The organism is Allobosea sp. 67-29 (genome assembly GCF_001898115.1).
In the GTDB taxonomy this organism is placed as follows: Bacteria; Pseudomonadota; Alphaproteobacteria; order Rhizobiales; family Beijerinckiaceae; genus Allobosea.
Genome location: NZ_MKSQ01000013.1, coordinates 25,226 through 46,688, shown reverse-complemented (window position 1 = coordinate 46,688; position 21,463 = coordinate 25,226). Strand labels below are relative to the sequence as shown.

Genomic DNA, 21,463 nt, shown 5'->3' with positions numbered 1-21,463 from the left:
TCAGGCGGCGGCGATGTTGCCGCAGAACAGGGCGACATCCTGGCGGATGCTCTGGGCCTGCTGAGCCAGGGCAGCGGCGGTCTCCTGCAGCTTCTCGGCTGCCCCATGCGTCTCGACGGTCATCGTCTCGAAACCGCCGGCCATATCGGCGCTGCGCTGCGCCCCGTCGAAGGACAACCGGACCTGATAAGCGATCTCGGAGGTCGCCCGGCTCTGCTCGTCCACCGAGAGCGCGATCGCATTCGCGACGCGCTCCACCTCGCCGATGGCCTCGACGATCTCCCGGATCGCCCTGAGCGAGCCCTGCGTCGCCTGCTGCATGGCGCCGATATGACTCGAGACCTCGTCGGTCGCCTTGGCGGTCTGAGCCGAGAGCGTCTTGACCTCGCTCGCCACCACCGCGAAGCCGCGCCCCATCTCGCCGGCACGCGCCGCTTCGATCGTCGCGTTCAGGGCGAGCATGCTGGTCTGTGCCGCAATGCCGCGAATGATCTCGACGACCGCGCCGACATCCTGGCTGCGCTCGGTCAAGACCTCGATCTCGCGGCTCGCCTGGCGCGCCAGCTCGGCCGTCGATTTCGAGCCATGGGCGGACTGCCCGGCATTGCGGCCGATTTCCGCAATCGAGGCTGCAAGCTCGGTGCTCGCGGCCGAGAGCTGGTCGATATTGGCCATCGTCCCGGCGGCCGCCTCGGCGACCAGGGTCGTCTGTCCCCGGGCGTGGTCGGCCGTCTTCGTCAGGGTGCCGGCCTTCGTCTGCATGGCTTCGGCCGAGCGATCGAGCATGGCCATGGCGCCGTCCATCTGGTTGCGGAAGCGTGAAACGAGCTCCTGCAGGCTGGCGGCGCGGCGGCCGAGCTCCTCCGACAGGGCCCGCTCCTTTTCGCCCGCCAACCTTTCCCGCCCCGCCACTTCCTGCGCACGGGCCAGATTCTCCTCGCCTTCCCGCAAGCGCCTCTGCAGCAAAAGCGCGAAGGTCGCGAGAAACGCCGTCTCGATCAGCACGATCACGGCATGGAGCAGGACCCGCAGCAGATTGCCGCCCTGGTAGAAGACAGCCGCCGGCAAGGCATATTGCAGCACGAGATGATGGAGCGCGGTCAGCGTCGCCCCCAGCACGATCGGCCGCCAGTCGCAGAAGCCGGCGAAGAGCGCGAGGATCGCGAAATAGTACATATGCATGTCGGGTTGCCAGGGGTGCCCGGCAAAGCTGAACACCAGCGCGGAAACCTGCCCGATCAGCACGGTGACGATGGCGAGCTGCGTGACCAGCGTCGCACCGGCCACGCGATAGAGAAGCAGGAGGACGGCGACGGCGGTGGCGATGAGCGCCACGGGCAGCAGGGCCGCATGCCCGCGCATCCAGAAGCTGAGGGCCAGCAGCGGTACATGCAGCAGGGCGAGACCGATCAGGGCGAGCGCCACGCGGCGGCGAATGACCTGCAGGGACCAGTTCATCGGGGCTCATCTCCCTGCGCAGCCGCGCCGTCGAGGCAGCCGGCAAGGCCGGCGAGTGTCAAGGACAGCCATGCGCCGCGCGGCAGCGAGGCGGATTCCGGCCGCGGCGCAACGACGACGATCGACGGCAGCCGCCCGCTTCTCAGCACACGGTCGCCGGCAGCGAAGCTGCGCGCCACCGCTTCGGCACCACTCATCCAGAACGGGAATACGATCGCGACCGGCTCCCCTCCCTCCCTTCCCTGCGGGAGGCTTGCGAGCGCGGCGGCGCCGACAAGCAGCGTCAGCAGGACGACGAGCATCGCCGCAGCGGCGGCACCCGTTCGGGGTGTTGCAGCGGAAGGCTCCACGCAGGGATCGTCGGATAGCAAGCGGTTCGTCCGGAAAGGAATGCAGGACTACGAACGATACTCCCGTAAAATTTCACTTAATCCGGCAAGTCTCGCTTAAGCAACGGAACGACGCGCCCGGCGCATTAAGGGTTCCTCAACCTCCCGAATACAACCATCGGTTGTATTCTTCATTGGAACCTCCGCGATGATTGCTTCACCGAAGCGCATGCTGAGAAACGAAGCCGGGACGAGCGCCATCGAGTTCGCATTCGTCGCGCCGGTCCTGCTCCTGCTGCTGTTCGGGATCATGGGCTACGGCTACGTCTTCGGAATCTATCACAGCGTCCAGCAGATCGCCGCCGAAGCCGCACGCTCCTCCGTAGCCGGGTTGAGCGACGCCGAACGCGCGCAGATTGCCCGGGACTACGTCGCCGCCAATGCCGGTGCCTACGCCTTTATCGACCCCTCCAAGGTGCGCGTCCGCACCCAGCAGACGGGCCCGCAACAGCAGAGCTTCGAGGTCGCCGTCAGCTACGACATGACCGGCTCGCTCTATGACGAACTCAGCAGGCTCGCGGCACTGCCGCAGCCCCTGATCGAACGCCGCGCCGTCGTGCAACGCGGCGGCTACTGACCGACCGACACCAGGCTGGGGAGGCTTCACCATGCGCAAGATCAGGGATTTCCGGCGCGACGAGAGCGGTGGAGCCGCCATCCTCTTCGCCGTGGCGCTCGGCACGCTGCTCGGCTTCGGCGCCATGGCGGTCGATGTCGGCAGCTTCTTCTACGAGAAGCGCCGGCTCCAGACCGCGAACGACCTCGCTGCGCTCGCGGCCGCGGGCGACATCCCACGCGCCCAGGCCGCGGCGCAGGCCAGCGCCGGCCAGAATGGCTTCGAGGCGCGCCACATCAGCGCGGTGCAACCCGGCACCTACACGCCGGACCCGGCGAAGGCACCGGCGGATCGTTTCGTCCCAGGGACAGGCGCGAGCGCGAATGCGGTCAGGATCGACATGCGGACGATGGCGCCGCTGCTGCTCGGGCGCGCCTTCGCCGCCACCAGCCGGCCGGAACGCCCGCCCGGAACGAAGCCGTCGCCGATCCAGGCCAGCCTGGACGCAGGCGAGGTGCCGATCGCCAGCAGCGCCATCGCCTATCAGGATGCCCAGGCCTCCTTCGCCATCGGCTCACGCCTGCTCAAGCTCGACGGCGGCTTGCTCAACGGTCTGTTGGGCGGCCTGCTCGGTGGCGGAGTCTCGCTCTCGGTCATGGACTACGAGGCTCTGATCAGGGCCCGCGTCGATCTCTTCGATTTCGCCAAGCATCTGGCGACCCGACTCGATCTGACCGCCGCGACCTATGACGACGTGCTGAGAGCCCATGCGACGCTGGGCGACGTCCTCTCCGCGATCGTCGACGCCTCGCGCGACAACGATGCCCGCAGCGGCACGGCCACCGCTGCTCTGGGCCGGCTCGCCTCCGTCGCCGCCAGCGGCTTGCCCGTCGACCTCTCGAAGCTCGTCGCCTTCGGACCCGCCGGCGACAGGTCGGTCTCCGCGCCGAACCCCCTGGGGGCCTCGCTTTCCGCCCTCGATATCGTCTCGGCCGTGGCGCAGATCGCCAACGGCCAGCGGCAGATCGACGTCGGGCTCGCGCTCAACCTGCCGGGGATCGCCGCAGTCAATCTCAAGCTCGGCATCGGCGAGCGCCCGGTCGGCAGCGCCATGATCAGCGTCGGACGGACCGGCACGAGCATCCACACCGCGCAGACCCGCCTGCTCCTCACCGCCGACCTGATCGGCTCCGGTGCCGCGTCGCTCGTCAGGTTGCCGGTCTATCTGGAGCTCGCCGCCGCGACGGCGAAGCTCACCGCCGTGCAATGCTCGCCGGGCGACGTCTCGACCTCGCGCGTGACGCTCGGCGTCAGGCCGGCGCTGGTCGATGCCTGGGTCGGCCAGGTCTCGATGGCCGAATTCAACAATTTCAGCACCGCGCCCAATCCCCCCGCGGCCACCCTGCTCAACGTCGTCGGGCTCGCCAAGGTCACGGCCCGCGCCCATGTCACGATGACCAACCTCGCCGAGACGCCTGTCAGCTTCAGCTACGCCGAGATTCAGCGCGGCGACAAGAAGACGACCTCGACGCAGAACTTCGTCGCAACCTTGCTCGGGCGCCTCGTCGGCGACCTCGAGCTGCGCGTCGAGGCACTGGGGCTCGGCATCGGCCTGCCGGGACTGGACGGGCTGGTCGGCGGCATCGTCGGCAACGCGCTGACGCCGCTCGACCAACTGCTCAACGGCGTCCTCGGCACGCTCGGCATCGGGCTGGGCCAGGCAGACAGCTGGGTGACCGGCGTGCGCTGCGGCGGGGCAGTGCTGGTGCGATGAAGGATCAGTCCCGCAGCCTCTCCTTGATCCGCCGGATCAGCCCGTCGCGCACATCGCGATAGGCGTCCAGCCTCTGCTCCCGGGCGCCCTGCACGAGGGTCGGATCCATCGTCGGCCAGTACTCGACCTCCGCCGCCAGAGTCCGGGTCAGCTCCAGAGCCCGGTGATGAGCCTCCGGCGACAAGGAGATGATGAGGTCGAAATTGAGGCCTTCCCACTCCTCCAGCTCGTCCACCGTTTTCGGCGCGTGTCGGCTCAGATCGATCCCGATCTCGTCCAGAACCTCGCGGGCAAAACCATCGACCGCCCCCTTCCGGGCACCGGCCGACTGGACGTAGATCGACTTGCCGAAGAAGTGCTTGGCCAGCGCTTCGGCCATGGGCGAGCGAACGGCATTCATCGCGCACATGAAGAGCACGCTCTGGACCTTCCGCGGGATCGCCGGCTCCAAACGCGTCAGCCCTTCCAGTGCAGCGCGTAGATCAGCGTGAACAGGCGTCGCGCCGTGTCGAAATCGATCTCGACCTTGTTTGCCAGGCGGTCGACCAGGATGGCCGCCGCTTCGTCGTGCAGGCCGCGTCGCCCCATGTCGATGGCCTCGATCTGATCCGGCGTCTGCGTGCGGATCGCCGCATAGTAGCTCTCGCAGATCAGCTCGTAGTCCTTGACGATCCGGCGGAAGGGGCTGAGCGAAAGATGGTGGGTGACGACGGGTGCGCCGTCCGACTCCTTGATGTCGAACACCAGCCGGCGCTCGACCAGGGCGAGATGGGCGCGATAGGGCCCGCCGTCATGGCCAGGCACCGCGAAACGGTTGCGCTCGATCAGGTCGTAGACCGCGATCGCGCGCTCGTGCTCCTGGTCGGGCGAGCCGCGCCCCAGGGACGTTTCGTCGAGGGTCAAGCCGACGAGGGATTGCTTTTCGGAAGACGGTTCGGCCGACATCGCTCCTCCTGTCGCCGCGCCGCCCTGCAGGCGGCGCTCAGAGATTGAGTCTGATCGTCACGGAACGCCCGTGCGCCTGCAAGCCCTCTGCTTCGGCCAATTGCGTGGCGGCAGGGGCCAGCCGGCGCAGCCCCTCGGGCCGGCACTTCAGGAGCGAGGTGCGCTTCATGAAGTCGCCCACGCCGAGGCCGGAGGAGAAGCGCGCCGAGCGCGCCGTCGGCAGCACGTGGTTCGGACCGCCGACGTAATCGCCGATCGCCTCCGGCGTATGGCCGCCGAGGAAGATCGCGCCGGCATTGCGGATGAGTCCGGCGAGGCGATCGGGCTCTGCCGTCATGATCTCGAGATGTTCGGGAGCCAGCCGGTCGACCAGTGGCACAGCGGCCTCCAGATCGGCGACCAGCATGATCGCGCCGAAATCCTGCCAGCTCTTCCCGGCGATCGCCGCGCGCGGCAGGGTCGCAAGCTGGGCGGCGACCGCCTTTTCGACCTCGACCGCGAGCGCGGCATCGTCCGTCATCAGGATCGACTGGGCCGAGACATCGTGCTCGGCCTGGGCCAGGAGATCGGCGGCGATCCAGTCGGGATTGGCGGTGTTGTCGGCGATGACCAGCACCTCGGAGGGACCGGCGATCATGTCGATGCCGACCTGGCCGAAGACGCGGCGCTTGGCGGCCGCAACATAAGCATTGCCCGGGCCGACGATCTTGGCCACGGGAGCGATCGTGCCGGTGCCATAGGCCAGCGCCGCCACCGCCTGCGCGCCGCCGATACGGTAGACCTCGTCGACGCCGGCGAGCCTGGCGGCCGCGAGCACGAGCGGATTGGTCTCGCCGCGCGGCGTCGGCGCGACCATGACGATGCGCGGCACGCCGGCGACCTTGGCGGGGATCGCGTTCATCAGAACCGATGAGGGGTAGCTCGCCGTGCCGCCCGGCACATAGAGGCCGACCGCCTCGATGGCGCTCCAGCGCCAGCCGCTCTCGATCCCGGCTTCGTCCACGACCCAGGAATCCTCCGGCCTCTGGCGCCGATGATAGGTCTCGATCCGCTCGCGCGCGGTCTCCAGGGCGGCCAACAGGTCCGGCGAGCAGGCGTCGATGGCGGCGTCGATCTCCGCCTCGCCGACGCGCAGGGTTTCCGCCGTCAGGTCGAGCGCATCGAAGCGGCTGGTATAGGCGATCAGCGCCGCATCGCCCTTCCCGCGCACCTCCGCGATGATGTCCGCGGCGACGCGGTCGACCTCCTCGGAAACCTCGCGCTTGGCGGAAAGCAGCGCCGCAAAGCCTTCGGCAAAGCGTGCATCCCTGTCATCGAGCCTGATCGGCATCGCTGGTCCCCGGCAATGATCGCGAGAGGTTGCTGTCAGGCGTCGGGATGGCCGGGCGTCGCCACGGCTTCCCAGACCGGCCCAAGATCCTTCATCTGGGCCTCGACGCATTCGACGGAGAGCCGGATCGCGGCTCCTTCCGAGAAATGCAGCGTCACGTCGCCGGCCGGCTCGTCGTTCTGCTCGAAGGTGATCGCCAGCAGGTTCAACACCTTGCCGGCATCGTTCTTGTCGAGCTTGGCGCTGCGGACAGCGAGAACGCGGTCGAAATGCAGGGCCGCCAGCCGGCGGCGACGCTGGCCGTGCACGGCGCCCTCCCAATCGAAGCGGCGCAGCGCCAGGGCGAAGCGCTTCTCGCCGGGCAGATAGACGATATCCGCCGTCTTCAACACCGCATCCTGAAGATGGGCGGAGACGATGGCGAGGTCGTCGGCGTCGAGCGCGACGAGCTTCAGCGGTTCTGCGGCGTCGTCAGACATGACATCGTTCTGACGAGCCGCTTCGAGAAAATCAACCGTCGAGACTCAGCTGCTGATGCGCTCGACGACCGCCCCGCAACGCCCGAGCTTGGCCTCGAGCGCCTCGAAGCCGCGATCGAGGTGATAGACACGGTTGATCGTGGTGTCGCCCTCGGCAGCAAGCCCGCCGATCACGAGCGAGACGGAGGCGCGCAGATCGGTCGCCATCACCGGCGCGCCAGTGAGCTTCTGGACGCCATCGACATGCGCGACATCGCCGTCGAGCCGGATCTTCGCACCAAGGCGGGCAAGCTCCTGCACGTGCATGAAGCGGTTCTCGAAGATGGTCTCGCGGATGCGCGATGTGCCCTTGGCCTTGGTCATCAGCGCCATGAATTGCGCCTGCAGATCGGTCGGAAAGCCGGGGAACGGATCGGTGTCGATATCGACCGCATCGATGCCGTGGCCGTTGCGGCGCACGCGAATGCCTTCGTTGGTCGAGCTGATCTCGACTCCGGCCTTGGTCAGCACGTCGAGCGCCGATTGCAGGAGCTCCGGGCGCGCGCCCTCCAGAACGACGTCGCCGCCGGTCATGGCGACCGCCATGGCATAGGTGCCGGTCTCGATCCGGTCCGGCAGGACGGCGTGGTGGGCGCCGCCGAGCCGCGAGACGCCGGTGACGACGATGCGGGAGGTGCCGGCGCCTTCGATCCTGGCGCCCATCTTGACGAGGCAGGCGGCGAGGTCGGTGACCTCCGGCTCGCGCGCCGCGTTCTCGATCACCGTCGTGCCCTGGGCGAGAACCGCGGCCATCAGCGCGGTATGCGTGCCCCCCACGGTGACTTTCGGGAAGACGATCTCTCCGCCCTTGAGGCCTTTCGGCGCGCGGGCGAGCGCATAGCCGTTCTCGATCTCGATCTCGGCGCCGAGCTTCTCCAGCGCCATCAGCAGCAGGTCGACCGGACGCGTGCCGATGGCACAGCCGCCCGGCAGCGAGACCTTGGCCTCGCCCATGCGGGCCAGGATCGGCGCGATGACCCAGAAGCTCGCCCGCATGGTCGAGACCAGCTCGTAGGGTGCGCAGGTGTCGACGATCTGACGCGCGGTCAGCGAGATGTTCTGACCGGTCTCGGCCGACTGGCCGATGCGTTTGCCGGCGACCGTCCGGTCGACTCCGTGATTGGAGAGGATACGCGAGAGGGCTGTGACGTCCGACAGGCGCGGGACATTGGTCAGCGTCAGCGTCTCGTCGGTGAGCAGGCTCGCGATCATGAGCGGCAGGGCCGCATTCTTGGCACCGGAAATCGGAATCGCGCCATTGAGGCGCTGGCCGCCGGTGATGCGGATCTTGTCCATCGTCAGGTCCTGCTCGGCCGGCGGTCGAGCGCCGCGGCGTGAAGAAACGGGGAATCAGGTCCGGTTCGTGTCGGCCTGAGCTGGCGGCGCCGCTTCATGGTCGCGACCCTGCGCCTCGTCCGCGCGGCGAGCGCGAGCCTGGGCCTTACGGCGCTTCAGGTTCTCGCGCAGGGCGGCGGCAAGGCGCGCCTGCTTCTCGTCGTCGGCAGTCTGGCGAGTCACGTCATCAACTCGGCATCGATGTTTGAACGCGGGAACGCGGCGAATTCGCGGCGACATCGTTAGCCCTCCCGCGGCCCGGGAACAAGCGCGGCGAGGCCGCACGCCGAGACGGCCGCGTCCCGCATCAGAGCAGGACACGTCCCGTTCTGCGACAGCCGCCCCGCATCGCGAACGGCTTGCGCTGCGGGATTTTGGGAATTCGGCACGCAGATCCACTTTCCGCCCCCTGCGGTGCATTTTGCGCAATTTGATTGCGCCGAGAGGGCCGAGGCACCGGGGTCCGAATCTTGCCCGGCGTTGGCAACACGGGCCGGAGGAATGCGAGTTCATTACCATAGGTCAGGTGAAAATATTAATGAAATTAACCATTTCCGGCAGAATGCGTTTACAGTTTGTTAAGCTCGTTTAGGCTGCCGATGTTGATGTTGCAGAGGTGGCGTCATGTTCGAATCGTTCACGGTGAATGAAGACCGCGTCGCTCCGGCTCTCCTCGAGAGCTGCGACGTGATCGATGCCATCCGCTACAAGGCGGGCTTCCTGCCCGAGGTGGAGCTGGCCTACGAGGCTGCGATCAAGACGTTGTGGGTAACGATCCGCCCGGAGCTCAAGCCGGTCTTCACGCTGCAGCTGCTCGACAGCCTGGTGAAGATCCAGAGCGCGATCTTCGCGCTGTGGGGCGCGCCCGACCAGTATCACCGCGCGCCGGTTCGCTTCCTCGCCTTCCGCGGAACCGGCCCCTTCTTCACGCTGGGCGGCGATCTCGATTTCTATCTGGATTGCCTGGCGAAGAACGACCGCGCGGCGCTCTCGGAATATGCCCGGCTCTCGGCCGAGGGCGCCATCTGGAACAGCGGCGGCCTGAACGGCCTGGTGGTGACGCTCTCGACCATTCACGCCAAGGCGATCGGCGGCGGCATCGATGCGCCGCGCTCCTGCAACGTGATGATCGCCGAGGAACAGGCGTCGTTCGTCTATCCGGAAATCAAGTTCAACCATTTCCCGATCACCGCCGTCGCGATCCTGTCGCGCCGGATGGGGCCGCGCGCCGCCGAGAAGCTGCTGATGTCCGGGGAGGAGATGAGCGCGCAGGCCTTCATGGAGGCGGGAGGCCTCGAAGCCGTCGTGCCGACCGGCACCGGCGAGGCATGGATCCGCAAGTATTGCGCCGATGCACTGCCGATCCATGCGGCCAAGACCGCCCTGTTCGCGGCGTTCAACCGGCGCGCCGGAGATCTGCGCGAGGAACTGGCGCATCTCGGCCAGATCTGGGCCGACTGCATGCTGCGGCTCAGCCCGAGCGCCATCTCGAAGCTGCAGCGCATCGCCCAGACGCAGGACCGCATGCTGGCGCGGGTCTACCAGCGGCAGACGGAAACCGCCTGAAAGCAACCAGCGGCTGCAGAACTGCGGCCTATTCAATCGGGAAGATGCGCAACGCCTGCCTATTCGCAGGCTTAATCGAACATTGAATCAAAATCTCACGAAGCATTTACTTCTGCCAACCTAAAGCTTCAGATGACGTGAGACGTCCGGAAACCTCACGCATCGCGCCGTCCGAAGCGGCAAAGGCAGGAGTGAATGGCAGACGCTTTCCAGCGTTTGATGGCCTCGGGGCGGCAGGAGCGGGGCGACGAGTTCGACCTGACCGGCTACACCCTGCTGGTCAACTCACTCTTCTCCTCGCCCGCTTCGATCATCCCCGGCGGCATCGCCGGCATCCTGACTCCGTTTCTCTGCTGGGTTTCGACGGAGCGCTTCATCTTCGTCCAGCTCACCCTGCTGGTTGCGCTGGTCGTGGTCCTTCGCCTGGTCACGCTGATCGCCTACAGGCGCCGCAACCATGCGAGCGACAGCTACACCGAGACGCGACGGTGGGACCGCGACTATTTTCTCGGGGCCACCGCTTTCAGCGCGGTACTCGGCTATAGCTGCTACGTCGCACTGGTGCAGACCGACGACGCCGCCGCGCACATCACCTCCGTCTCGTCGACGATCGCGCTCGCCTCGGGCTATGTCGCGCGCAATGCTGGACGGCCGAAGTTCGTGGCGGTGCAGCTGCTGACCTTCTGCATTCCGATGGCGATCGGCCTGATCGCCGCCCAGAATCCCTATTACAAATATATCGGCTACTTCGCCTTCCTGTATGTCGCCGCGAATATCGCGATCACCAACTCGCTGCACCGGAACCTCCTCGCGCTCAGCGATGCGACCAAGCAGTCGAAAGGGCTGGCGACCGCCCTGCACTCGCAGAACCTGACGCTCGACGCCGCGCTCAACACCATGATCGACGGGCTGGCGATGTTCGACCGCAGTCTCAAGCTCGCGGTGAGCAACGCTCCGCACAGCGCGCTCTACGGCCTGCCCGAGACGCTGGCGTTGCCCGGGACGCCGCTGACTGCCATCGCCCGTTTCCTGGTCGAGCGGCAGGTCATCAGTTCCGATCAGCTGCGTGACATCCGCTCGGCCCTGGTTTCGGTCCAGTCGACTCAGCAGGCGGCGAGCCAGGAGGTCGTCACCCGTGGTGGGCTCGTGCTCGTCGTGACATTCGCGCCCGCCGCCGAGGGCGGCATCCTGATGCTGACCGAGGATGCGACGGAACGAAAGCGGACGGAGGCGCGGATCGAGCAGATGGCGCGCTTCGACGAGCTGACCGGGCTTGCGAACCGCTTCGAGTACAACCGGCATATCGACGATGCCTTCGCGCGGCTCGAGCGGACCGGCGAGGCCTTCGCGCTGCTCTATGTCGATCTCGACGGCTTCAAGCAGGTCAACGACAGCCTGGGGCACGACATCGGCGACCTCGTGCTGATGGAGACGGCCAGCCGCCTGCGCAACGCAACGCGCGGCAACGACGTGCTGGCGCGCTTCGGCGGCGACGAATTCCTGCTCATCCTGCCTTCGGCGGATCAAGGGGTAGTGACGGCGATCGCCCAACGCATGATCGACAGCATGACACGCGCCTTCGTCGTCGACGGCAAGACCGTCTATGTGACGGCGAGCATCGGGATCGCGATGGCCCCTGACGACGGCTCGTCCCCGGCCGACCTGCTCCGCCATGCCGACACCGCGCTCTACAAGGCCAAGTCCGCCGGCCGCAACACGCAGATGTTCTTCAACCCGGCCATGGCCGAGGAGATGACGGAGCGGCACGAGATCGAGGTCGACCTGCGCAAGGCCTGCAATGACGGCTCGCTGGAGCTCTTCTACCAGCCGATCGTCGACCTGAAGACGCAGGCCGTCGTGTCGCGCGAGGCCCTGATGCGCTGGCGCCATCCGACGCGCGGCATGGTGCCCGCCGGCGTTTTCATCCCGATCGCCGAACAGTCCGGGCTGATCGCGGCCATGGGCGACTGGGCCATCCGGCAGGCCTGCAAGGACGCCGCCGGCTGGGAACCGGGTATCGGCGTCTCGGTCAACGTTTCGCCGCTGCAGTTCCGCGAGCCGCGGCGCCTGGTGGATACGGTCAAAGAAGCGCTGATAGCATCCGGGCTGAGCTCGCGGCGATTGACGCTCGAGATTACCGAATCGCTGCTGATCGAGGACAACAAGCTGACATTGTCCGTTCTGGAGGAGCTGAAGGCTCTCGGCGTCAGCTTCGCCCTCGACGATTTCGGTACCGGCTACTCGGCTCTGGGCTATCTCTCCGCCTATCCGATCGCGCAGGTGAAGATCGACCAGAGCTTCGCCCGCGACGTCCACAACAGCGAAGCGCCCAAGGCCATCATCGAAGCCGTGTGCCAGCTCGCCCGGCGCCTGCAGATGAACGTGGTGGTCGAAGGCATCGAGACCGAGCAGCAGCGCCTCGCCGTGCAGTTGCTGGGCGCCCAGCGTGCCCAGGGCTACCTGTTCGGCCGGCCGGAGAGCCTCTCGACCATCAGACGCAACGGCGGTGGCCGCAACGTCGCCTGAACGATGCGGCCTGGAGGCGCTTCGGTCTTGATTCCGCCCGCAGGGCAAAGCATCTGCAACAAGGGGCGAGAGCGGGAGCGGATCAGCTGGTGAGCGATGCCAAGGCGAAGACGGCGAAGCCCGCTGCGCTCACACCCGATCTCTGCGTCGTCGGCGCGGGCGAGCGGGGCATAGCGCTGGCCACGGCGGCCGCCGCCTTCGGCGTGCCCGTGGTGCTGGTGGAGCGCCGGACCACCGGCGGGCGGCCGACGGCGCTCGCCGCCAGAGCCCTCATCGAGGCAGCAGCCCGCGCGCAGGAGCTGCGCGAGGCGGGACGGCTCGGGATCGAGCCGGCATCTCCAGCGGTCAAGGACACACAGCTCAACGACCAAATCCGGCGTGCGCTAGCCGTCTCCGCTGCCAACCATCGGCCGGAACGCCTGGCTGCGCTCGGCATCCGGCTGATCCAGGGCGAGGCTCACTTCACCAGCCGCGGCAGCCTCGCGGTCGGGGAGCTCATCGTGAAGGCCCGGCGCTTTGCGATCGCGACCGGCTCGCGGCCGGACCTTTCGGCGCTTCCAGGCATGGCAGCCCTCGCCCCGGCCCTGATCCTGAGCGAGGACGACCTGCCCGGTTTGACGCGATTGCCGGAGCGGCTTGCCGTTCTCGGCGGTAGCGCCCCCGCCGTCGCGCTCGGCCAGGCCTTCGCCCGGCTCGGAAGCAGCGTCACCATCGTTTGCCCGGGCGACATCCTCCCGGAGCATGACGGCGAAGCGGTGATGACGGTGCGGCAGCGGCTGCTGCGCGAAGGCATGACGCTGCATGAGGGCAGCGAAGTCACGCATCTCGAAAGCCGACGCGCCGGGGTGAGCCTGACGCTGAACGGGCCTGCGGGCGACGTCACGCTGGAGGCCTCGCGGCTCCTCGTGGCCGGCTACAGGCGGCCCGATATCGAAACCCTCGATCTCGACCTGGCCGGTGTGCGCAGCGATGCGGCAGGCATTGCGGTCGACAAGAGCCTGCGGACCGCCAACCGGCGAATCCATGCCTTGGGAAGCTGTGCCGGAGGCGCCGCAGCCGGATCGTCCGGGTTCGCCGGGGACGATCATGTCGGCATCGTGCTGCGCAGCGTCCTGTTCCGCCGGAGCGGAGCGCTCGATCTCGCGGCGAGCCCCCGCGTCGCGTGGTGCAGGCCGGAGATCGCATCGATCGGCGAGAGACAGCCGATCGAGCCGGCTGCGCCCGGGCAGCTTCGTGTGATGCGCTGGCCTTTCGCCGAGGTGCCCGGTGCCGTCGCGGCCGGTCGCACGGAGGGCTATGTCAAGCTCGTCACCGACCGGAAGGGCCGGCTGCGCGCCGTCACCATCGTCGGTGAGGGTGCGAGCGAGCTGATCGCGCCCTGGAGCGTGGCCTTGAAGGCCGGCCTCGGCGCCCCGGCCATGGCGGGAAGCCCATTCCCCGCCATGGCCGCCTCGGCGGCGTCCCGCAGCGCGGCGCTGACGTTCCTCGCGCCTGCGACGACTCGTCCAGGCCTGCGCCGGCTCATCGGCTTTCTGCGCCGCTTCGGCTAAGGTTCGACGGATGTACGAGTCCGGCTCGCCCAGACACGACCTGTCGATCAGCCTTCCGCGCGGTCTGACCCGGCTCGGCCTCTCGGCCAAGCTGCTGCTGGTCACCGTGCTGTTCGTCATGCTGGCGGAGGTCTTGATCTACGTCCCCTCCATCGCGAACTTCCGCCGCAACTGGCTGAACGACCGGATCGCCGCGGCGCAGGTTGCGGCTCTTGTCCTGGAGGGCGCGCCGGAGGACGGCTTGCCGGAAGGCAGCGAAAACCGGCTCCTGATGGGTGTCGGAGCGCGGGCGATCGCGGCCCGTGTCGGTGGCGCGCGACGCCTGCTCAGCCTCGATTCGATGCCGCCGCCGGAAGTCTCGCGCTTCGTGGACCTGCGCCATCTCGACTGGTGGACCTCGATCCGCGAGGCGCTGGCCGTGCTGCTCGCACCCGCGACCATGCCGATCCGCGTGGTCGGGGAGGCCGTCGGCGGGGCGGATTTCGTCGAGATCGTCATCGACGAGGCCCCGCTGCGGCGCGCGATGCTCAAGTTTTCATGGAGTCTGCTGCTGATCTCGCTGCTGCTGACCGGATTGACCGCCCTCGCCGTCTACATCGCGCTCAATGCGCTGATCGTCGGGCCGATCCGGCAGCTTGCGGCCAATGTGATGGAGTTCGAGGCGGAGCCCGAGAACCCGCAGCGGATCATCGCGCCCTCGCGCAGGGCCGACGAGATCGGCGAGGCGGAGCGGGCCCTCGCCCGCATGCAGGGAACGCTCGCCGACGAGTTGCGCACCAAGAAGCATCTTGCCGAGCTCGGCCTCGCCGTCAGCAAGATCAATCACGACCTGCGCAACATGCTGGCGGCGGCGCAGCTGATGTCCGACCAGCTCGTCGAGACGCGCGATGCCAAGATCCGGCGCTTCGCGCCGCGGCTGATCGCAACGCTGGGCCGCGCCATCGAGTTCTGCCAGGCCACCCTCGCCTATGGCCGCGCGGCCGAGGCGACGCCCGCGATCAGGCAGGTTGCGCTGCGCCAGCTCGTCGCCGAGCAGGCGGAATTGCTCGGACTGCCCGACAGCAAGCTGCTGCGCTTCGACAACCAGGTGCCGGCCGAGCTCGCCGCCGCCTGCGACCCCGACCAGATGGCACGCGTCTTGACCAACCTGATGCGCAACGCCGTCCAGGCGCTGACCCAGGCAGGGGCGGAGGCGGGCAGCCAGCCGCTGCTGACCGTCGCAGGTGCTGCGACGAACGGCTCGGTGACGCTGCGCGTGATCGACAACGGCCCGGGCGTGCCGCTACGGGCGCAGGCCAATCTGTTCCAGGCCTTCCGCGGTTCAGTCACCCCCGGCGGCACCGGCCTGGGCCTCGCGGTCGCGGCCGAGCTCGTCCGGCTGCATGGCGGCACGATCGAACTCGAGCCGTCATCGGTCGGCGCGGTCTTCCGGGTCTCCTTGCCGCTGCGGCGCAGCAACGGGCACTGACCGGCCTTATTGGCTCGCCCAGATCACGCGGGCCATGAAGGCGATCTCGGCCAGGTTCAGCACCCGGTCTGGATGCTCGGGATTGAGCGAGGCGAGCTCGACGGTCCTGGCGGTCTGGCGCTTGAGCTGCTTGGCCAGCACCTCGCCTTCCACCGTCTTGACCACGACCCGGTCTCCCCGCCGGACCGTCGCCGCCGGCGAGACGATGATCGTATCGCCGTCGCGATAGAGCGGCAGCATCGAATCGCCCGAGATCTCCAGCGCATAGGCCTTCTCGTCGGTCGACCCCGGAAAAGCGACCTCCTCCCAGCCCGCCCCGACCGGGAAGCCGCCATCGTCGAAGAAGCCACCGGAACCGGCCTGGGCGAAGCCGATCAAGGGTATCGTCCGCGGCGGCGCCGCCTCGCGCCGCATCACCGCACTCATGAACTCGTCGAGCGTGGCGCCCGTCGCCGCCAGGATCTTGGCGATCGATTCGGTCGAGGGCCAGCGCTCGCGCCCATCCGGCCCGACACGCTTCGAGCGATTGAAGGTGGTCGCATCGAGCCCCGCCTTGCGAGCCAGACCAGAAGCGGTAAAGCCATAGCGCTGGGCCAGCGTGTCGATCGCCCCCCAGATCTGGTCATGTGACAGCATCGCTCGGGCCTCGCAGGGCTGTTGCCGTGAAACGGGGATTGGTCATAGGAAATATCCCCTATCGAATAAGATTTCAATCCGATTCTTGCCTCACCACACCGCCGGCTTGCGAAAAGCTCCTGCCACTGTCTATGCCGGCTGCGACCGTTTTCGCAGGAGGCCGCCGATGCCGCTGATCTACAAGATATGCCCTGCCGCGCTGTGGCAAAATGCCGAGGCCGAAGGCTCCTTCCGCGGCGCGCCCGTCGATCTCGCCGATGGCTACATCCATTTCTCGACCGGGGCGCAACTCGCCGAGACCGCGGCCAGGCACTTCGCCGGGCAGGACGGCCTGCTCCTGATCGCGGTCGAGGATGGGCGGCTCGGAAGCGCGCTGCGCTACGAGCCGTCGCGCGGGGGCGCCCTGTTTCCGCATCTCTACGCGGCGCTCGACCCGAGAAGCGTGCGCTGGGTGGCGCCGCTGCCGCTGCAGCCCGATGGCGGCCACGCCCTTCCGGCCGATCTCTGAACCGGCCATCCCGCGCCGGCCGCGGCGAAAAATCCATATCCACCGGCGCCCGCCATGGTCTAAAGACCCCGCATGCTCGCAAGCCTCTTCCACGTCGCCCGCCCGCTGATTCATCGGATGGATGCGGAGACGGCGCATCGCATGACGATCGCCGCGCTGGCGGCGGCGCCGGCATTCAGGATCTCTCCGGACGACCCCGTGCTCTCGACCGAGGCATTCGGCCTGTCCTTCCCCAATCCCGTCGGGCTGGCTGCCGGCTTCGACAAGAATGCGGAAGCGATCGACGGCGCGCTGGGGCTGGGCTTCGGCTTCGTCGAGGCGGGCGGCGTGACGCCCCTGCCCCAACCCGGCAACCCGCGCCCGCGCGTCTTCCGGCTGCTCGAGGATACCGCCGTCATCAACCGTTACGGCCTCAACAGCGAAGGTATGGAGGCCGTCGCCCGACGGCTCGCCGCCCGGCGCGGACGCGCCGGCATCGTCGGCGTCAATCTCGGCGCCAACAAGGATTCGGTCGACCGGGAGCAGGATTACGTCATTCTGGCGCGGCGGCTTGCGCCGCTCGCGGATTTCCTGACCATCAACGTCTCCTCTCCGAATACACCAGGCCTGCGCAACTTGCAGGCAGAGAACGTGCTGGACGGCCTCGTCGCCCGGACGCTGGCCGCCTGCGACGAAGCCGCGGCCGGAGCAAAGCGTACGCCGGTCCTGCTCAAGATCGCCCCGGACCTGACGCTGCCCGAGCTGGACGGCATGGTCGCAGTCGCACGCAAGCGCGGGATCGACGGCATGATCGTCTCGAACACCACGGTGGCGCGGCCGGACACGCTTCGCAGTGCCGCGAAGGCCGAGACCGGCGGGCTCTCCGGCAAGCCGCTCTTCGCCGCCTCGACCAGGATCCTGGCCGAGACCTACCTGCGCGTGGAGGGGCAGTTCCCGCTCATCGGCGTCGGAGGCGTCGACTCGGCCGAGACCGCCTTCGCCAAGATCCGGGCGGGCGCGACGCTGGTGCAACTCTATTCGGCGCTCGTCTTCAAGGGACCGGGTCTGGTCGCCGAGATCAAGGCGGGACTCGCGTCGCAGGCCCGCCGGGCCGGGCTGCCGCGTCTCACCGCCCTGATCGGCCGCGACGCCGCCGCGATCGCCCGCGGCGAGGCGCTATAGCCGCGCCCGGCTATCTCCGCGCCGCGAAAAGCCGCATCAGCAGCCAGAGCGGCACCACGATCAAGGCACCGGCCACGAGCCAGTCGCCGACCTCGCGGACGGCCCCGAAACCGAGGCCCGTGATCGAGCGGATGAAACGGGCGGCCGCCTCGTAGAGCCCCCGCGGGGACAGGCCGAGAAAGGCCATCGCCGCGCCGACGAGCAGCGAGACGAAAATCAGCCTGACGAGGACGCTGAGCGGCGAGCCGCCGATGAACCGTTCCATGAAACCCTGGCCATCCTGTTGCGCGCTCCCGCAGCCGCGAAGCGCCCCGGGAGCCTCCTAACCTGAAATATGCGGCAGTTGAACGGCGACTGAACATCCCGCGCGGCCGGGGGGACCCGGGCCGGCGCGGAACGTGGCGCGTGCGGAAGCCGCGGACGGTCGATCCGGCTCAGGCGGACGCTCCGGCCCCGGTGTTCGCCCAGGCCGTACCGGCGATCTTCGAGGCAGCGATGACCGCCTGGGTGCGGCTGTCGACGTCGAGCTTGGTCAGGATCGCCGAGACATGCGCCTTCACCGTCGCCTCGGAGACGCCGAGCTCGTAGGCGATCTGCTTGTTGAGCAATCCTTCCGACAGCATCATCAGCACGCGCACCTGCTGCGGGGTCAGCGTCGAGAGGCGACGAACCATGTCGGCGACCTCGGCATCGACCGGAGCCGTAAGATCCACTCCGGGCGGCGTCCAGACGCCACCGTCCAGCACGGCGCGAATCGCTTCGCCCATCTGCGCGACATCAGCCGTCTTGGGCAGGAAGCCGAGCGCGCCGAACTCGATGCAGCGGCGGATCACGGCCGGGTCGTCATTGGCCGAGACGACGATGACCGGGATCTCGGGATGGTCCGCGCGCAGGAACAGCAGGCCGGAGAAGCCCTGCACGCCAGGCATGGTCAAATCGAGCAGGACGAGATCGGCATCGCCACCGCCGGCCAGCACCTCGGTCAAGGCCTCGAGAGACCCGACCTCGCTGACTTCCGCGCCCTCGATGGCGTGCGAGACCGCCTGTCGCAGCGCGCCGCGAAAGAGCGGATGATCGTCGGCGATGACGATCCGTGTCGAAGGCTGCCTGGTCATCGCGCCACTCCCCCTGTCGCGACCTCATGATCGCATCGTTCATTTTGCCCCAGGGGCGACGCGGATCACAAGCATTGCACGCGCATGAGCGCAACCGTCCGGGCCTCAGCCATTGGTCGGCAGCAGTGCCTCCAGCACCTCGATATGGTCGGCCTCGCGCGGCGGCTTATCCCAACGGATGCGGTTGATCCGCGGAAACCGCATGGCGAGCCCGGATTTGTGCCGGGTCGAGCGCTGCAGCCCCTCGAAGGCGACCTCGAAGACAAGCCCGCTGTCGACCGTGTGGCCGACCTCCCGCACCGGGCCGAAGCGGTTCAGCGTGTTCTTGCGGACATATTTGTCGATCTCGAGCAGTTCCTCGTCGGTGAAGCCGAAATAGGCCTTGCCCACCGGCACCAGTTCGAGACCGCCCTCCTCGGCGACGCGCCAGACTCCGAAGGTGTAGTCGGAATAGAAGGAAGAGCGCTTGCCGTGGCCGCGCTGCGCATACATCAGCACGCAGTCGACGAGCCGCGCATCGCGCTTCCATTTCCACCAGTAGCCCTTGGGACGGCCGGGCAGATAGGGCGAATCGCGGCGCTTGATCATGCAGCCCTCGACGGCCTCCGCATCGGCGCCCGCCCCGGCGCCGGCGGGATCGGCACGTGCGGCCGTCAAGTCCTGCCAGGAGCCGAACGCGATCGTCGGCGAGAGATCGAAGCGGGTGCTCGCCAGCCGCGACAGGAAAGCTTCGAGACGCCTGCGCCGCTGCTCGAAGGGCAGATGGCGGACGTCCTCCTCGTCATCAACGAGGAGGTCGTAGACACGGATATGGGCCGGGAATTCGCCCAGCATCTTCGCTGTGACGGTCTTGCGGTTCAGCCGCTGCTGCAGGGTGTTGAAGCTCTGGACCGCACTCTCCCGCATCACCAGCAGTTCGCCGTCGATCGCGCCATCCTGCGTCAGCTCCTCGACGAGGTCGGGGAAGGCACCGGCGATGTCCTCGCCGGTGCGCGAATAGAGACGGGTCACGCGCGTGCCGTCATCCTTGCGCCCGCTGGCGGCCTGGACGCGGATTCCGTCCCATTTCCATTCGGCCATGAACTCGGCCGGATCGAGCCTGTCGAAATCCCCATCCTCCAGCGGGTGCGAGAGCATCACCGGGCGGAACGGTGCCGGATCGCGGGCCTCGGGGCGCGGACCGTTCCCTTCGAGCCAGGCGAAAAGCTCGGCATAGGGCGGCTCCAGACCGTGCCAGACCTGCTCGACCTCGTCGGGCGGCACGCCGCCAAGGCTCGCGGCCGCCGTCTTCGCCAGCCTGGCCGAGACGCCGATGCGCAGCGAGCCGGTGATGAGCTTGAGGAGCGCCCAGCGGCCGGTCTCGTCGAGTGCATCGAGCCAGGAGGCGACGAGGCGCGGCAGGTCGGTCTTGCCCGCCTCGCGCAGACTTTCGACCACCTCGGGCAGATGCGGCACCGCATTGGCGCCGTGTCGGGCCGGCCACATCAGGGCGACCGTCTCCGAGAGGTCGCCGACATAGTCGTAGGACAGGGCGAAAAGCACCGGGTCGGTACGCTCGGCGATCAGCGCCCGGATCAGCCCGGCCTTGGCGTTGCGGAAGACCAGCCCGCCCGTCATCGCCGCCAGCGCATAGCCGCGATCGGGGTCGGCCGTGGTGCGCAGATAATCGGCGATCAGCGCGATCTTGGCGTTGCGGCGCGGCTCGTAGGCGAGGCGGTCGAGCAGCCAGGCGAAGCGGTTCATACCGTCACCTTCGCGCCACACACATCCGCTGCATGCTTCTTGCTTCGCATCGTTCAGATACCGTTCATGAAGCAAACCTTAACGGCTGCCTTATCGTCAGGAGAGACATGCCGATGCGCCCCGCGATGCGGTTCCTTGCCTCTGCCGTCATCGCTGCCACGCTTTGCGCCGGCCTTGCCGCACAGGCGGCGGGTTTTTCCTGCCGGGAAACGCCGATCGTGCAATCGCGGGCATTGCTCACGCCGCTGAGCGAGAAGGTCGCCCAGGGCCGGCCCCTCGCCATTCTCGCCATCGGCTCGTCCTCGACGGAAGGCGTCGGCGCCAGCACCAAGGACAGGACCTACCCGGCACGGCTGCAGGCCCTGCTCGCCAAGGCATGGCCGAAGTCGCGGACCGAGATCGTCAATGCCGGCATCGGCGGCGAGACCGCGCCCCAGACGCTGGTGCGGCTCGAAACCGCCCTGATCGAGCGCCGCTTCGATCTGGTGATCTGGCAGGTCGGCACCAACGACGCCGTCAAGGGCGGCGATCTCGACAGCTTCCGGGACATGCTCGGCGAGGGCATCAGGCTGGCGAAGAGGGCGAACACGCCGATCGCCATCCTCGACCCGCAATTCTTCCCCGCCGTGCGCAATCCCGAGATCTACAGGCGCTTCGTCACGGCGGTGGCCGATGTGGCCCGCCGCGAGGTCGTACCGGTCTTCACCCGCTATGCGACGATGCGGGAATGGCACGACAGCGACGCCGAGGCCTTCAAGTCGGCACTCTGGACCGACGGCTTCCATATGAGCGATGCGGGCTATGATTGCCTCGCCCGCGACATGGCGGCGGCGCTGGTCGAGATGGCCACGCCGGGCCGGCCCGTCATGGCCGAGGCACGTTGAT

The 21,463-nt window shown here is 67.9% G+C and carries 21 protein-coding genes; 9 read left to right on the top strand and 12 right to left on the bottom strand.

Annotated elements, in window-relative coordinates; genetic code table 11:
- Nucleotides 1–1,458 (bottom strand): methyl-accepting chemotaxis protein, encoded by a 1,458-nt coding sequence (locus BGO20_RS10855; protein WP_291664006.1) that lies wholly within the window; start codon nt 1,456–1,458, stop codon nt 1–3.
- On the bottom strand, nt 1,455–1,760 hold the full coding sequence (locus BGO20_RS10850; protein WP_291664005.1) for a hypothetical protein: 306 nt from the start codon (nt 1,758–1,760) through the stop codon (nt 1,455–1,457). The genes BGO20_RS10855 and BGO20_RS10850 overlap by 4 nt, the downstream gene beginning before the upstream one ends.
- A 235-nt stretch (nt 1,761–1,995) precedes the next feature.
- Here BGO20_RS10850 and BGO20_RS10845 point away from each other — a divergent pair, with 235 nt between their 5' ends.
- Nucleotides 1,996–2,424 (top strand): TadE/TadG family type IV pilus assembly protein, encoded by a 429-nt coding sequence (locus tag BGO20_RS10845; protein WP_291664004.1) that lies wholly within the window; start codon nt 1,996–1,998, stop codon nt 2,422–2,424.
- 31 nt (nt 2,425–2,455) lie between these two features.
- Nucleotides 2,456–4,177, top strand: coding sequence for a pilus assembly protein TadG-related protein (locus BGO20_RS10840; protein WP_291664003.1), 1,722 nt, complete (start codon nt 2,456–2,458; stop codon nt 4,175–4,177).
- 4 nt (nt 4,178–4,181) lie between these two features.
- Here the strand turns inward: BGO20_RS10840 and BGO20_RS10835 are convergent, their stop codons facing one another.
- From BGO20_RS10835 to BGO20_RS10810, 6 genes are read right to left on the bottom strand one after another with little or no spacing between them, the layout of a single operon-like run.
- Nucleotides 4,182–4,586 (bottom strand): arsenate reductase/protein-tyrosine-phosphatase family protein, encoded by a 405-nt coding sequence (locus tag BGO20_RS10835; protein WP_291664002.1) that lies wholly within the window; start codon nt 4,584–4,586, stop codon nt 4,182–4,184.
- A 47-nt stretch (nt 4,587–4,633) separates the two neighbouring features.
- A complete protein-coding gene (locus BGO20_RS10830) occupies nt 4,634–5,122 on the bottom strand; it encodes a UPF0262 family protein (protein ID WP_291664001.1) in 489 nt (162 codons plus the stop codon).
- A gap of 37 nt (nt 5,123–5,159) precedes the next feature.
- A complete protein-coding gene (gene hisD / locus BGO20_RS10825; protein ID WP_291664000.1) occupies nt 5,160–6,452 on the bottom strand; it encodes a histidinol dehydrogenase in 1,293 nt (430 codons plus the stop codon).
- Between the two features lie 35 nt (nt 6,453–6,487).
- Complete coding sequence (locus tag BGO20_RS10820) at nt 6,488–6,931, bottom strand: DUF2948 family protein (protein ID WP_291663999.1); 444 nt, start codon at nt 6,929–6,931, stop codon at nt 6,488–6,490.
- 45 nt (nt 6,932–6,976) lie between these two features.
- On the bottom strand, nt 6,977–8,266 hold the full coding sequence (gene murA / locus BGO20_RS10815; RefSeq protein ID WP_291663998.1) for a UDP-N-acetylglucosamine 1-carboxyvinyltransferase: 1,290 nt from the start codon (nt 8,264–8,266) through the stop codon (nt 6,977–6,979).
- Nucleotides 8,267–8,320: 54 nt separating this feature from the next.
- The gene (locus tag BGO20_RS10810) at nt 8,321–8,488 is read right to left on the bottom strand and encodes a hypothetical protein (protein ID WP_291663997.1); all 168 of its coding nucleotides are present in this window, start codon (nt 8,486–8,488) and stop codon (nt 8,321–8,323) included.
- Between the two features lie 441 nt (nt 8,489–8,929).
- Here BGO20_RS10810 and BGO20_RS10805 point away from each other — a divergent pair, with 441 nt between their 5' ends.
- The 4 genes from BGO20_RS10805 to BGO20_RS10790 all read left to right on the top strand — a co-directional run bounded on the left by BGO20_RS10805 (nt 8,930) and on the right by BGO20_RS10790 (nt 15,415).
- On the top strand, nt 8,930–9,871 hold the full coding sequence (locus tag BGO20_RS10805) for an enoyl-CoA hydratase-related protein (RefSeq protein WP_291663996.1): 942 nt from the start codon (nt 8,930–8,932) through the stop codon (nt 9,869–9,871).
- A gap of 195 nt (nt 9,872–10,066) precedes the next feature.
- Nucleotides 10,067–12,397 carry a putative bifunctional diguanylate cyclase/phosphodiesterase gene (locus BGO20_RS10800; RefSeq protein WP_291663995.1) on the top strand — a complete coding sequence of 777 codons (2,331 nt, stop codon included), beginning with the start codon at nt 10,067–10,069 and terminating at the stop codon, nt 12,395–12,397.
- An 89-nt stretch (nt 12,398–12,486) separates the two neighbouring features.
- Nucleotides 12,487–13,947, top strand: coding sequence for an FAD-dependent oxidoreductase (locus BGO20_RS10795; RefSeq protein WP_291663994.1), 1,461 nt, complete (start codon nt 12,487–12,489; stop codon nt 13,945–13,947).
- A gap of 10 nt (nt 13,948–13,957) precedes the next feature.
- Nucleotides 13,958–15,415: a sensor histidine kinase gene (locus BGO20_RS10790; protein ID WP_291663993.1), complete on the top strand. Its 1,458-nt coding sequence runs from the start codon at nt 13,958–13,960 to the stop codon at nt 15,413–15,415.
- 6 nt (nt 15,416–15,421) lie between these two features.
- Here the strand turns inward: BGO20_RS10790 and BGO20_RS10785 are convergent, their stop codons facing one another.
- Nucleotides 15,422–16,051, bottom strand: a complete 630-nt coding sequence (locus BGO20_RS10785) for a S24 family peptidase (RefSeq protein WP_291663992.1) — start codon at nt 16,049–16,051, stop codon at nt 15,422–15,424.
- A gap of 166 nt (nt 16,052–16,217) precedes the next feature.
- Here BGO20_RS10785 and BGO20_RS10780 point away from each other — a divergent pair, with 166 nt between their 5' ends.
- On the top strand, nt 16,218–16,559 hold the full coding sequence (locus BGO20_RS10780; RefSeq protein WP_291663991.1) for a DUF952 domain-containing protein: 342 nt from the start codon (nt 16,218–16,220) through the stop codon (nt 16,557–16,559).
- Between the two features lie 72 nt (nt 16,560–16,631).
- Complete coding sequence (locus tag BGO20_RS10775) at nt 16,632–17,720, top strand: quinone-dependent dihydroorotate dehydrogenase (protein ID WP_291663990.1); 1,089 nt, start codon at nt 16,632–16,634, stop codon at nt 17,718–17,720.
- A gap of 10 nt (nt 17,721–17,730) precedes the next feature.
- Here the strand turns inward: BGO20_RS10775 and BGO20_RS10770 are convergent, their stop codons facing one another.
- The 3 genes from BGO20_RS10770 to BGO20_RS10760 form a co-directional block, all read right to left on the bottom strand.
- Complete coding sequence (locus BGO20_RS10770) at nt 17,731–17,985, bottom strand: DUF6460 domain-containing protein (protein WP_291663989.1); 255 nt, start codon at nt 17,983–17,985, stop codon at nt 17,731–17,733.
- A 169-nt stretch (nt 17,986–18,154) separates the two neighbouring features.
- On the bottom strand, nt 18,155–18,835 hold the full coding sequence (locus tag BGO20_RS10765; protein WP_291663988.1) for a response regulator: 681 nt from the start codon (nt 18,833–18,835) through the stop codon (nt 18,155–18,157).
- Between the two features lie 105 nt (nt 18,836–18,940).
- Nucleotides 18,941–20,578 (bottom strand): cisplatin damage response ATP-dependent DNA ligase, encoded by a 1,638-nt coding sequence (locus BGO20_RS10760; protein ID WP_291663987.1) that lies wholly within the window; start codon nt 20,576–20,578, stop codon nt 18,941–18,943.
- Between the two features lie 107 nt (nt 20,579–20,685).
- On the opposite strand from BGO20_RS10760, the gene BGO20_RS10755 reads away from it, so the two are divergent.
- Nucleotides 20,686–21,462 (top strand): SGNH/GDSL hydrolase family protein, encoded by a 777-nt coding sequence (locus tag BGO20_RS10755; RefSeq protein WP_291663986.1) that lies wholly within the window; start codon nt 20,686–20,688, stop codon nt 21,460–21,462.
- Nucleotide 21,463: the final 1 nt, after the last annotated feature.